At 67.3% G+C, this 11,733-nt stretch carries 11 protein-coding genes; 5 read left to right on the forward strand and 6 right to left on the reverse strand.

Annotation, left to right across the window (positions count from 1 at the left end; genetic code table 11):
* Both J7024_RS28945 and J7024_RS28950 read right to left on the reverse strand, forming a co-directional pair.
* Positions 1–668: serine hydrolase (locus tag J7024_RS28945; RefSeq protein ID WP_234745669.1), on the reverse strand; the 668-nt coding region annotated here is incomplete at its 3' end.
* Positions 669–885: 217 nt separating this feature from the next.
* Positions 886–1,725, reverse strand: a complete 840-nt coding sequence (locus J7024_RS28950; protein ID WP_124828303.1) for a peptidoglycan DD-metalloendopeptidase family protein — start codon at positions 1,723–1,725, stop codon at positions 886–888.
* 537 nt (positions 1,726–2,262) lie between these two features.
* On the opposite strand from J7024_RS28950, the gene J7024_RS28955 reads away from it, so the two are divergent.
* Positions 2,263–3,159 (forward strand): LysR substrate-binding domain-containing protein, encoded by an 897-nt coding sequence (locus tag J7024_RS28955; RefSeq protein ID WP_175759943.1) that lies wholly within the window; start codon positions 2,263–2,265, stop codon positions 3,157–3,159.
* Positions 3,160–3,208: 49 nt separating this feature from the next.
* Positions 3,209–3,595 carry an ester cyclase gene (locus J7024_RS28960; RefSeq protein ID WP_124828305.1) on the forward strand — a complete coding sequence of 129 codons (387 nt, stop codon included), beginning with the start codon at positions 3,209–3,211 and terminating at the stop codon, positions 3,593–3,595.
* 21 nt (positions 3,596–3,616) lie between these two features.
* Here J7024_RS28960 and J7024_RS28965 read toward each other — a convergent pair whose 3' ends face one another.
* Both J7024_RS28965 and J7024_RS28970 read right to left on the reverse strand, forming a co-directional pair.
* Positions 3,617–4,357 (reverse strand): sulfite exporter TauE/SafE family protein, encoded by a 741-nt coding sequence (locus J7024_RS28965; RefSeq protein WP_175750415.1) that lies wholly within the window; start codon positions 4,355–4,357, stop codon positions 3,617–3,619.
* A gap of 128 nt (positions 4,358–4,485) precedes the next feature.
* Positions 4,486–5,502, reverse strand: coding sequence for an aldo/keto reductase (locus J7024_RS28970; RefSeq protein WP_124828307.1), 1,017 nt, complete (start codon positions 5,500–5,502; stop codon positions 4,486–4,488).
* A 140-nt stretch (positions 5,503–5,642) separates the two neighbouring features.
* Here J7024_RS28970 and J7024_RS28975 point away from each other — a divergent pair, with 140 nt between their 5' ends.
* The gene (locus J7024_RS28975; protein WP_124828308.1) at positions 5,643–6,554 is read left to right on the forward strand and encodes a LysR family transcriptional regulator; all 912 of its coding nucleotides are present in this window, start codon (positions 5,643–5,645) and stop codon (positions 6,552–6,554) included.
* Between the two features lie 44 nt (positions 6,555–6,598).
* Here the strand turns inward: J7024_RS28975 and J7024_RS28980 are convergent, their stop codons facing one another.
* Positions 6,599–7,753, reverse strand: a complete 1,155-nt coding sequence (locus J7024_RS28980; protein WP_124828309.1) for a porin — start codon at positions 7,751–7,753, stop codon at positions 6,599–6,601.
* A 383-nt stretch (positions 7,754–8,136) separates the two neighbouring features.
* Here J7024_RS28980 and J7024_RS28985 point away from each other — a divergent pair, with 383 nt between their 5' ends.
* Both J7024_RS28985 and J7024_RS28990 read left to right on the forward strand, forming a co-directional pair.
* Positions 8,137–9,240, forward strand: a complete 1,104-nt coding sequence (locus J7024_RS28985) for an OpgC domain-containing protein (protein ID WP_124828310.1) — start codon at positions 8,137–8,139, stop codon at positions 9,238–9,240.
* 61 nt (positions 9,241–9,301) lie between these two features.
* The gene (locus J7024_RS28990) at positions 9,302–10,234 is read left to right on the forward strand and encodes an alpha/beta hydrolase (RefSeq protein WP_124828311.1); all 933 of its coding nucleotides are present in this window, start codon (positions 9,302–9,304) and stop codon (positions 10,232–10,234) included.
* Positions 10,235–10,342: 108 nt separating this feature from the next.
* Here the strand turns inward: J7024_RS28990 and J7024_RS28995 are convergent, their stop codons facing one another.
* Positions 10,343–11,581, reverse strand: coding sequence for an SfnB family sulfur acquisition oxidoreductase (locus J7024_RS28995; RefSeq protein ID WP_234745670.1), 1,239 nt, complete (start codon positions 11,579–11,581; stop codon positions 10,343–10,345).
* Between the last annotated feature and the right edge of the window lie 152 nt (positions 11,582–11,733).

Consider the following 11,733-nt stretch of genomic DNA (forward strand, 5'->3'; position numbering starts at 1 on the left):
GGCGTGCCGCCGGCCAGCCACTCCGTCAACTGCGCGCGCTGCGGCTCGCCCAGCGTGTCGCCGAGCAGCAGGCGCTTCATCATGTCGACCATCGCGACCGGCGTCGACGTATCGCGCACGTCGTGAGGCGCGGCCTCGTTCAGCTCGGGTTCCCAGCGGTCGAGGCGGAACGTGGTGTCGCCGCTCTCGTGTGCGAACGCGGTCACGGCCTGCGGGCCGCCGAGCACGTTCATCAGCAGGTTGCCCGCGCCCTTGTCGCCCGACTGCAGCAGCGCGACGCACAGCTGCGCGATCGTCATCCCCGTGTCGACGTGGCTTTCCGTGACCGGCGAGCCGGCCACGACGTCGTAGCGGCGATACAGGATGCGGCGCGGCAGCAGCGATGCGTCGAGCGCGCCGCGCGCGAGTATCGCGGCGGCGGCGGAAACCGCATAGGTACCGCACAGCGGGAAGCGCTCGCGTGCGTGATACGCGATGCGCGTGCCGTTCGACGTATCGAGCACGGCGACGCCGAGCCGGCCGTTCGATGCTTTTTCGAGCGTGGCGAGATCGGCTTGCGCGGCGTGGGCGCGCCCCTGGTCGGCCACGGGCGCCGACGAGCACGCCGCGACGAACGGTGCGGCGACGGCGGCGAGCAACAGCGAGCGGCGTGTCGGAGAGTGTTCCATGGATATCTGGTGTTCTGTCGGAAACGGTGGCACGAAGCAACACAGGTGCGCAACGCGACAACTCAACGATGCGCGCCGGTTCACGCCGACGGCCGGCTCGCGGCGGCCATTGGCCGCGCATCCCCGAAAGACGTCCGTCTGCCCCGATGAACGGGGTCGCATGAACAGGTTCTAGCGTAGCAGCGAGTGCGCCCGCGTTCCAGCAGCGCGACGCACGTCAGCCTTGCGACGACGGCAGGTAAGGCATCGGATTGACCGGCTTGCCGTCGCGCCGCACCTCGAATAGCAGCGCGACGCGCGAGTTGTCGAGATCGCCCATCTCGGCGATCTCGTCGCCCCGGTGCACGATGTCGCCGGTTTTCACCAGCAGCTTGCGGTTATGCGCATACGCCGTCAGAAAATCCGCGTTGTGCTGGACGATGATCAGACTGCCGTAATCGTTCAGGCCCGTACCCGCATACATCACGCGTCCGTCGGCCGCCGCACGGACCGGGTCGCCGGACCGCCCGGCGATCTGGATGCCGCGGTTCTGCCCGGGCCGGAACGCGTCGACGATCCGCCCTTGCGCAGGCCACGTGAGCGTGACCGCTCCCGCGTGCCGCTTCGTTTCCTTCACGACCTGCCGGTCGCTCGAGGCCGATGCACCGGTCGCCGCATCGCTCGCGGCAGCGGCCTGCTGTGTGCTGCCGGTCGAACCCGGCGCCTGCAACGGCTGCTGCCGGACGATACGCAGCACCTGCCCCGTACGCAGCGTGCTGCGCGCGTCGAGCCTGTTCCAGGTGCGCAACTCCGCCACGCTGCAGTCGTTCGACGACGCGATGCCCGACAGCGTGTCGCCGCGCTTCACGACGTACTTCTGCGCGACGAGGATCGGCGCCTGCGCTGGCGCGGCCGGCGCGGCAGCCGACGGCGCCGCGGCAGACTGACCCGGCGGCGCTGAACCCGCCATCGTGTCGCTTGGCGCAACGGACTGCGTGCTTGCACAACCGGCCATGACGAGCACGGCGGCCAGGCCCGACAACCACGCCGCCTTGCGGTAAATCTCGTGCTGTTTCATGGACGATCGGTTCCGGTTTGACAATCTTTCAAGCATCTCAAAAACGGAACGACCGACGTGTAACCGGATGCAAACAATGATGACAAACGATCACGAACCCGGCACCAAAGCGGCTTTATTGCCAAAAATACGATCAAATTCGGAATAATTTGACAGCCCTCTACTCATCAGGCGAAGGAAATTTCGCGATACGCCGTTATTTCGAATAGCTTTCGATAAACTGGCAGGCGCGCCGGACAGCGAAACCCGCCCGCACCGCCCGCTCGGCTCAGCGCAACCAGTCCACCAGTTCGGCGCACGCCCACGCGACGCCGATGCACAGGAACAGCAGGTGCAGCGCGATCTTGAACGACACCACCCACGACGAATCGACTCGCATGACAGTCTCCCCTGATTGATATGCGGTCATGATCCGGGATCGATCGTGCCCCGAAAATGCGGAACCGGCGAACGGGGCCTCAAGCGCAGCCTGAGACCGCGGCTGCAGTTCCTGCTAACTTATCGGCCATTCCAATCCTTACGCGCCCCCGCCCGACCATGCGCTTCGACCTGACCGACCTGCGGCTTTTCCTGAACATCTGCGAGGCCGGCACGATCACCAGCGGCGCCGAGCGCACTCACATCACGCTGCAGGCCGCGAGCGAGCGCATTCGCGGGATGGAGGACGAGCTCGGCGTGCCGCTGCTGCACCGGACCAAGTCGGGCACGCAGCCGACCGACGCCGGCCTTGCGCTCGAACACCACGCGCGCACCGTGCTGCAGCAGATCGACCACATGCGCGGCGAACTGCAGCAATACGGCCAGGGGCTGCGCGGGCACATCCGGCTGCTGTGCAATACGGCATCGCTGAGCGAGTACCTGCCCGATGCGCTCGCCGCGTATCTGCCGCACCATCCGAAACTGTCGATCAGCGTCGAGGAACGCTCGAGCCAGGAGATCGTGCATGCGATCCGCAACAAGACGGCCGAGGTCGGGATCGTCGCGGATTCGGTCGGGCTCGGCGGGCTGGAACAGAAGCCGTTCCGCGAGGACTGGCTGATCGCCGTCGTGCCGGCCGCGCACGCGCTCGCAGCGCGCGACAAGGTCGGGTTCGACGAAATCGTCGACGCGGATTTCATCGGGCTGACCGACGGCAGCGCGCTGCAGGTCCATCTCGCGGATCAGGCACGCGCGCTCGGCAAGCGGATCCGTTACCGTGTGCAGTTGAAGAGTTTCGACGCGATCTGCCGCATGATCGAAAGCGGCGTCGGAATCGGCATCGTGTCGCGCCATGCGGCCGAGCGGGCGACGCAGACGATGGACGTGCGGCTCGTCGAGCTGTCCGACGCGTGGAGCCACCGCAAGCTGACGCTCTGTGCGCGATCGTTCGATGCCCTGCCGAAATACACGCAGGCGTTCGTCGCGTTCCTCTCGGGCGAGACCGCGTCGCGGTAGCGCGCGCCGGATCCGGCGCCCCCCCATCGATACCTACGGAGGCATGGCCATGGCAGAAACCGATCTCGCTACCCGCTACCGCGCGTATATCGACTGCCTGAACCGGCAGGACTGGGCGGCGCTCGGCGAGCACGTCGCCGACAACGTGATTCACAACGACCGGCCGCTCGGGCTATCCGGTTATCGCGCGCTGCTGGAGCAGGACTTCCGCGACATTCCGGATCTGCACTTCGACATCCGGCTGCTGGTGTGCGAACCGCCGCGCGTCGCGTGCCGGCTTCGCTTCGCGTGTGCGCCGAAAGGGACGTTCATGGGACTCGCCGTCGACGGCACGCGTGTCACGTTCGCCGAGAACGTGATCTACGAATTTCACGACGGCAAGATCCGGCAGGTGTGGTCGGTGATCGACAAGGCGGCGATCGAAGCGCAACTGTGAAGACGCCGGCCGCCGCGACGTTCATCGCAGCCCCGACGCGGCCATGTATGCGCCGAGCGCGATCATCCCGGCGAAGAAGCAGCGCTTGAACGCCTTCTCGCTCATCACGCGGCGCGCATACTGGCCTCCGACCATCCCCGCGAGCGCCGGCACGAGCGCCAGCGCCGATACGCCGAGATCGACCGTCTGCAGTGCGCCCGTCACGCGCAGCTGCAGGCCGAGCGCGATCGTCGACGCGGTAAACGACAACCCGAGCGCCTGGATCAGATCGTCCTTCGACAGGCGCAGCGCCTGCAGGTACGGCACGGCCGGCACGACGAACACGCCGGTCGCAGCTGTCACGACGCCGGTCAGGTAGCCGACCACAGCCGACAACCCCTTTTCGTGACGCCCCGGCGCGGGCAGCCGCGCAGCGGCGAGCCCCCAGCAGCCGTACGCGATCAGCGCGACGCCAAGCGCCGCGTGCGTCCACGCGTTGCCGGCCGCTAGCGCGGGCAGGCCGCCCGTCAGCGTGCCGATCGTCAACCCGACGAGCAGCGGCCACAGACGACGCAGCAGCGGCCCGAACGACGGCCCCAGCCACAGCTGCCACACGTTGGTGACGAACGACGGCACGAGCAGCAGGCTCGCGGCCGCCGACGGCGGCATCGCCAGCGTGAGCAGCCCCATCGCGATCGTCGGCAACCCCAGGCCGATCATCCCCTTGACCGCACCCGCCAGCAGAAAGACCAGCACGATGATCGTCAGCGTATGAATATGCATGAATGGCATTCCGTCCGGTTGAATACGGCGCCGATGGTGAATCACCTTCGCGCCGCCGGCCATCTGGCTTTGCCTGAGGCTGGCTCGGGCCCGTCCGACGTGCCTCGTCATCCGGCCAGCCGCGTCGTTCATGCACCGTGCGCCGGCCCCCGGCCCTGCTCGCTGTCGAGGTGCGCCATCTGCGCGGCCGGATAACGCTCGCCGGCAGCCGCCCCGGCGGGAACCGCCGCTTCGATGCGCGCGAGATCATTGACCGTTAGTTGCAATTTAGACGCCTGCAACGCGTCCTGCAGTTGGGTGCGCTTGCGTGCGCCGATCAGCGGCACGATGTCGTCGCCGCGCGACAGCGCCCATGCGATCGCGATCTGCGCGGGATTGCTGCCCTTCTCGCCGGCAATCGCGCGCAGCGCGTCGACCAGCGCAAGGTTGTGCGCGAGGTTCTCGCCCTGGAAGCGCGGGCTGGCCGCGCGGAAATCGCGCTCGCCCTGCCGCGCCGCGCTCCAGCCGCCGCCGAGCAGCCCGCGCGACAGCACACCATACGCGGTCACGCCGATCCCCAGTTCGCGACAGGTCGGCAGGATGTCTGCCTCGATCCCGCGCGACAGCAACGAGTACTCGATCTGCAGGTCGGCGATCGGCGCGACGGCCGCCGCGCGGCGGATCGTGTCGGCGCCGAGTTCCGACAGACCGATATGGCGCACGTAGCCAGCCTTCACGAGATCGGCGATCGCACCGACCGTCTCCTCGATCGGCACGGCCGGATCGACGCGAGCGGGCCGGTAGATGTCGATATGGTCGGTGCCGAGCCGCTTCAGCGAATACGCGACGAAGTTCCGGATCGCCTCGGGCCGCGCGTCGTAACCGGCGAACGCACCGGCCGGATCGCGCAGCGCGCCGAACTTCACGCTGATCAGCACCTGGCCGCGGGTCCGGCCGCGCAGCGCATCGCGAATCAGCATTTCGTTGTCGCCCATCCCGTAGAAGTCGCCCGTATCGAGCAATGTGACCCCGTTGTCGAGCGCCGTGTGCAGCGTCGCGATGCTCTCATCGCGATCCGCCGGCCCGTAGAAATCCGACATCCCCATGCAGCCGAGTGCAATCGCCGAAACCTGCGGGCCCGTGCGGCCCAGTTGACGCTTGTCCATGTCCGTTTCCTTGCAGTGGTGAGTGAATGAGCCGGATTCTGGACGCATTGCCGCACGCGATAAACGCGAAACACCCAACCAAATCATTCGACGCTGATTAACAATGGAGCCTCTGCCCATTCCCCAACGCCCCGCCCCGCATGGATCATCTGCAAGCAATGCGCATCTTTGCGCGCGTCGCCCACCTCGGCAGCTTCACGAAGGCGGCCGAGCAACTGCAATTGCCGCGCCCGACGGTGAGCAATGCCGTCCAGTATCTGGAAAAACACCTGAGGGTGCGCCTGCTGCAGCGAACCACCCGGCGCGTCGCACTGACCGTCGAGGGTGCGACCTACTACGAGCGCTGCACGCGGTTGCTCGCCGATCTCGACGACGCCGAGACGCTGTTCGAAGAAGCCGGCGCGGCGCAGCGCGGCCTGATCCGCGTCGACCTGCCCGAGCGCTTCGCGCTGAACGAAGTGATTCCGGCGCTGCCGGATTTCCACGCACGCTATCCCGACCTGCGCGTCGTGCTGAGCACGTCCGACCGCTTCGTCGATCTCGTCGCCGACGGGATCGACTGCGCGGTGCGGGTCGGCGTGCTGTCCGACACGTCGCTCGTCGCGCGGCGCATCGGCGAGATGGCGCAGATCAATTGCGCGTCGCCCGGCTATCTCGCGCAATACGGCACGCCGCGCTCGCCGGACGATTTGCCCGACCACCTCGCGGTCGGCTATTTCTCGAACCGCACGGGCCGCGAGCTGGACTGGGAATATGCGGATATGGATTCGGGCGAGCTGCATAAGGTGAAGATGCGCAGCGTCGTCTCGGTCAACAGCTCGCAAGCGTATCTCGCATGCTGCGTCGCGGGCCTCGGGCTGATCCAGGCGCCGCGCGACGGGCTCGCGCCGCTCATCGAAGACGGTTCGCTGGTCGAGGTGCTGCCGGAATGGCATGCCCCGCCGCTGCCGGTGTCGGTCGTGTTTCCGCACGGCCGACATCTGGCGCCACGCGTGCGGACCTTCGTCGACTGGCTCGCGCAAACGCTCGGCGGCCCGCACCGGGCGGCATGACGGCCGCCGCCGGGGCGATCAGGCCCCGGCCCGGTATCGCGCACTCAGAACTTGTGGCGGATCGCGGCGCGCACCGCGAACTGGTTCGACGACGACGACGGGCCGTCGGTGCCGACGACGTAACCGCCGTCGGCCGCGGTGCCCGTCTTGTCGCCGGCAACCTTCTGCCATGCGCCCTGCAGGTACACGTCGGTGCGCTTGGACAGGCTGTAGTCGGCCATCAGGCCGACCGTATGGTATTTCGGGCTGAGCGCGCCGGACGCCGCGTCGAACTTGCCGTCCGTGTACACGTACTGCGCGCCGAGGTAGAAATCGGGCGTGAGCTGGTACTTGCCGTTGATTTCGAAGTTCTGGAATTTCGTCGCGGTGAGCCCAAGGCCGGCGAACGTCGCCGCCGGCAGGTAAACGGTCGACACCGGGTTCTTCATGTCGGCCTTCGTATACACGAAGCCGACCGTCGCCGGCCCGAACGTGTAGTTGATGCCGCCGCCGAAGATGCGCAGGCGGTCGGCGACGAAGTTCGCGTCGTCCGCCGCGATCGCGCCCGCGCTGCCGACGCCCGGGCTGTTCGCCTGCAGATACGCGGCCGCGACCTGCAACCCGGCCAGCGAATACTGCGCGCCGACGCTGTACTGCCGATTGGTCGAGAAGCCGGTGCTGTTGCTGAAGCTGTAGGTGCCGCCGAAGGTCAGCCCGTTCCAGTCGGGGCTCGCGTACTTGACCGTGTTGTTGACGCGGAACGAGTTGTCCGTGTTGTCGTTGTCGAACGGATGCGAGAACAGCGTGCCGCCCCAGTTGCCGTTCGCGGTCAGCGGCGCGAGATAGTCGACGACGGAGTCGTACTGGCGGCCAAACGTCAGCGTGCCGAAGCGCGACGCGCTCAACCCGACGAACGCCTGACGGCCGAACATCCGGCCGCCCTGGTTGAACCGGCCGTTGTTCACGTCGAAGCCGCTTTCCAGCGTGAAGATCGCCTTCAGCCCGCCGCCCAGGTCCTCGCTGCCTTTCAGGCCCCAGCGGCTGCCCTGCGCATAGCCGCTCGCAAGCTGGTAATCCGCTTTTCCGACCCCGTTCACGTTCACGTTGTTCGTGTAGTTGAAGCCTTCGTCGATCAGGCCGTACAGCGTGACGCTGTCCTGCGCGAAGGCCGGCGCGGCGAACGCTGCCAGCGCGGCGGCAAAAATGGCGTGCTTCTTCATGACGGATCTCCGGAGCCGGGTGCCGGGCAGGCCTTGCGCCCGGCGAATCGTTTGTCTGTTTATATGTAACTGGCCCGCAGGGCGGACAACGCGGTATGCGGCCGCGAGGACAAAATGGTGTCACGTCGCAAACCAGCCGTCCATCGGGGACGTAGAGCCGGCATGCAAAGCGTTGCGCTCGTCCAACTGCCCGGCCCGCCTGCCTGCCCGACCGAGCTTGCCGGCCGCGGCTGACCGGCCCGCCATCCGCATAAACCCGGGCGATGTCGCATCGATGGCACAATGCGCATCCGTTCGTCATTTCTCCACGAAGTCATGCTTCACCCCGATTCACGCGCGGCAGCTGCCAGCCGCGCACGCGGCGCACGCCGGGAGGCGGCCCGATGACCGCCGCCGCCCGGCCCGGCCGCTACGCCGAGCTCGATTTCTTCCGCGGACTCGTGCTGCTCGTGATCGTCGTCGACCACATCGGCGGCAGCATCCTGTCGCGCGTGACGCTGCATGCGTACGCTCTGTGCGATGCGGCCGAGGTGTTCGTGTTCCTCGGCGGCTTCGCCACCGCCATCGCGTACAACGCGCTCGCCGAGCGCCACGACGAGGCCGCCGCGCGCCAGCGCTTCATCCGGCGCGCGTTCGAGATCTATCGCGCGTTTCTGGTGACGGCCGGCCTGATGCTGTTGATCACGGCCGTGCTAAACGCATTCTCGATCGACGGCCCGAACATGCCGACCAACGATCTCGACGGCCTGCTCCACAAGCCGCTCGCGGCGCTGCGCGACATCCTGCTGTTCCGCCGCCAGCCGTATCTCGCATCGGTGCTGCCGATGTACGCGTTCTTCGCGCTGCTCGTCCCGCTCGCGCTGCCGCTCGCGCGCACGCAACCGTGGTTGCTGCTCGCGTTCAGCGGATCGCTGTGGTACGCGGCGCCGCATGTCGCGCGCTTCCTGCCGACAGTCGAAGGCATGCCGTGGGACTTCAATCCGTTCGCGTGGCAATTCCTGTTCGTGTTCGGTGTGATCGCGCGCTGCCAGCCGGTGTACCAGACGCTCGCGCCGAAACCGCAGGGCTGGCTGCTCACGGCCGCGGCGCTCGCGATCGTCGCGGCTGGCGCGTACTACCGGCTGCGCGTCGAGCCGTTCCCGACCGATCCGTCGATCAAGCAGAACCTCGGCGCGCTGCGGCTCGGAAACTTCCTCGCGATCGCATGGCTCGCGGCCAAGCTCGTGCACCTCGGGTGGATGAAGAAAGTCGCACACGCGATGCCGTGGATCGGCACGATCGGCCGGCAGGGGCTGCTGTGCTTCGTCGCCGGCACCTGCATCTCGCTCGCGGTCGATTCGCTGCTGTACCAGGCGACCGAAGGCTATCTCGACGTGCCGCTCGGCCTGACCGCCGACGTCGTCGCGATCGGCTTGCTGTATCTCGTCGCGAAGCTCTATGCGCCGTTCGTGTCGCGACTGCCGTTCCCGCTCCGTTCGCGGCGATGACGCACCGCGCCATCACCCACCGCTGCTACGATAGCGGGCGCCCTACCTGAAACAATTCGCCATGCGCCGACTTGCCCTTCCGTTCGCCGTCGCCCTGCTCGCCAGCTCCGTCGCCACCGCCCATGCCACCCAGGGCGCGACCGCGACAACGCCTGCCTCGCCGTCGACGGTCCAGGCCGCCCCGTCGGTGCCGGCCGCGCAGGAAGCACCGGTCAATCCCGGCAGCAGCATCGTGCTGCGCTCGTTTCGTTCGGCGTCGCTGAAGCGCGACTGGTCCTATACGGTCTACCTGCCGCCCGGCTACAACCCGGAGGGCGCGCGCTATCCGGTGATGTACCTGCTGCACGGCAATGCCGGCAACGCGAACGACTGGATCACGCAGGGCCGGCTACAGGCCACGACCGACACGCTGATCGAACGCCACGAGATTCCGCCCGTCGTGATCGTGATGCCGCAAGGCGGCACCGACTGGTACGTCGATCGCAAGGAGAAGATGCAGAGTGCGTTTCTCAACGACCTGCTGCCGGAAGTCGAAGCGCACTTCGCGGTATCGAACCAGCGCGCGGGCCGCGCGATCGGCGGCGTGTCGATGGGCGGTTTCGGCGCGCTGCGTTTCTCGCTGCTCGAGCCGGGCCTGTTCTGCGGCGCGATGCTGCTCAGTCCCGCGATCTACGCGAACGAGCCGCCGCTCAATTCCGCCGCGCGCTACGTCGGCGTATTCGGCGACCGGCAGTTCGATCCGCGCGTGTGGCACGAGCTCAACTACCCGACGCTGATGCGCGGCTATTTCGCGCGCAACTGGCGCGTGCCGATGTTCATCGCGGCCGGTGACGACGACCTGACGATCCAGGCGGAATCGAGCGTGCTGTACACGCACCTGCGGCGCGCGCAGAACGCGGCCGAGTTGCGCATCGTCGGCGGCGGGCATACATGGGAAGTGTGGCGCGGATTGCTCGGCCAGGGCCTGAAATACGCGCTCGAATGCGTGAAGTGACGAAGCCCGGTCGCGCGCCTGACGCGTCACCCTTCACGTCATCCCGAGCTGCACTGCGCCGCGTCCTCCGGCGCGATGTGTGTGGCGGCGCACCGCCTGGTGCAACGCTCAGTTCCACGCATGGCGCGCCGGACGCACGCCATTCAGGTAGTAGTTGCCGACGAGGTGATATTTCCAGCGCACCGGATCGTGCAGCGTATGCGTGCGCGCGTTGCGCCAGTGGCGATCGAGATTGTGTTCGGCCAGCGTCGACTGCGTGCCTGCCAGCTCGAACAGCTTCTCGCCCGCGAGCAGCGCGATTTCCGTCGTCAGCACTTTCGCTTCGCCGACGGCGACCGATGCGCGCGCAACGTCGTCGTCCGTCACCGTGCCGCGTGCCCCGATCTCGTCCAGCGTGCGCGCCGCGCGTTCGAGCAGCGCTTCCGCCGCATGAAGCTGGATGTGCAGCCGGCCGATTTCGCGCACGATCAGCGGATCGTCGGTGGCCCGCTCAACACCGCTGTCGACCCACGGACGCGTGCGGGTGCGCACGAACGCCTCGGTATCGGCGATGGCCGCCTTCGCGATTCCTGCATCGATCGCCGCCTGGATGATCTGCGACAGCGGGCCGTTGAGCGTCGGCTCGTCCGATACGCGCTGTGCGGGCAGCACATGCGACGCCGGCACACGCACGCGATCGAGCACGACCGTGCCGCTCGCGGTCGTGCGCTGGCCGAAGCCCGACCAGTCGTCGATCACGGTGAGCCCGGGCGTCGGCTGCGGCACGTATGCGAGCCACGCCTGCTGCGCATCGTCGAGGCCGAGCACCGGCACGTAGTGCGCGAACAGCGCGCCCGTCGAATAGAACTTCGTGCCGTCGACGACATGGTCGTCGCCGTCACGGCGCACGCGCGTCTTCAGGTCGAGCACGTGCTTCGTACCCTTCTCCGAAAAGCCGTTGCCGAACCGCTTGCCGCTCAGGATCTCCGCGAAGAAATGACGCTTCTGCGCATCGGTGCCGACCAGCGCGATCACGTCGACCAGCCCGAAATGATTTTGCGGCAACTGCCCGAGCGACCCGTCGGCCGCTGCGACGATCTTGATCACCTCGGTAAGCGTCACATGCGACACGCCCGCGCCGCCGTAAGCCTTCGGCACCGTGATCGCCCACAACCCCGACTGCGAGAACCACTCGATCTCGTCGCGCGGCAACCGGCGCTCGCGATCGCGGGCGGACGCGCCTTGCGCGAGCCGCTGCGCCAGCGCATGCGCGGCCGCGATCGCCTGTGCGTCGTCGGCGATCACGCGGGCGACCTGCGGTTTCGCGTCGGCCGGCAGCTCGTGAATCGTGGCGTTCGTATCGGACATCGGGCTCTCCTGATGGATGACGAAAGCACTGAATCTAGCAGTGCATCGCGGGCCGGCAAACCGAGCGATTCTCGTAACGTTATTCCTTCGGATAACAAACGACACGATGCGGCACGGCGCTCGATTCCACGCCTCGACGTCGCAATCGACGC

Origin of the sequence: Burkholderia sp. WTPI3, assembly GCF_021483755.1 — a bacterium.
Lineage (GTDB): Bacteria > Pseudomonadota > Gammaproteobacteria > Burkholderiales > Burkholderiaceae > Burkholderia.

Excerpts from the sequence above, each read along its gene's own strand:
- J7024_RS28950 (WP_124828303.1), bottom strand. The coding sequence starts at position 1,725 with ATGAAACAGCACGAGATTTACCGCAAGGCGGCGTGGTTGTCGGGCCTG.
- J7024_RS28955 (WP_175759943.1), top strand. The coding sequence starts at position 2,263 with ATGCGCTTCGACCTGACCGACCTGCGGCTTTTCCTGAACATCTGCGAG.
- J7024_RS28960 (WP_124828305.1), top strand. The coding sequence starts at position 3,209 with ATGGCAGAAACCGATCTCGCTACCCGCTACCGCGCGTATATCGACTGC.
- J7024_RS28965 (WP_175750415.1), bottom strand. The coding sequence starts at position 4,357 with ATGCATATTCATACGCTGACGATCATCGTGCTGGTCTTTCTGCTGGCG.
- J7024_RS28970 (WP_124828307.1), bottom strand. The coding sequence starts at position 5,502 with ATGGACAAGCGTCAACTGGGCCGCACGGGCCCGCAGGTTTCGGCGATT.
- J7024_RS28975 (WP_124828308.1), top strand. The coding sequence starts at position 5,643 with ATGGATCATCTGCAAGCAATGCGCATCTTTGCGCGCGTCGCCCACCTC.
- J7024_RS28980 (WP_124828309.1), bottom strand. The coding sequence starts at position 7,753 with ATGAAGAAGCACGCCATTTTTGCCGCCGCGCTGGCAGCGTTCGCCGCG.
- J7024_RS28985 (WP_124828310.1), top strand. The coding sequence starts at position 8,137 with ATGACCGCCGCCGCCCGGCCCGGCCGCTACGCCGAGCTCGATTTCTTC.
- J7024_RS28990 (WP_124828311.1), top strand. The coding sequence starts at position 9,302 with ATGCGCCGACTTGCCCTTCCGTTCGCCGTCGCCCTGCTCGCCAGCTCC.
- J7024_RS28995 (WP_234745670.1), bottom strand. The coding sequence starts at position 11,581 with ATGTCCGATACGAACGCCACGATTCACGAGCTGCCGGCCGACGCGAAA.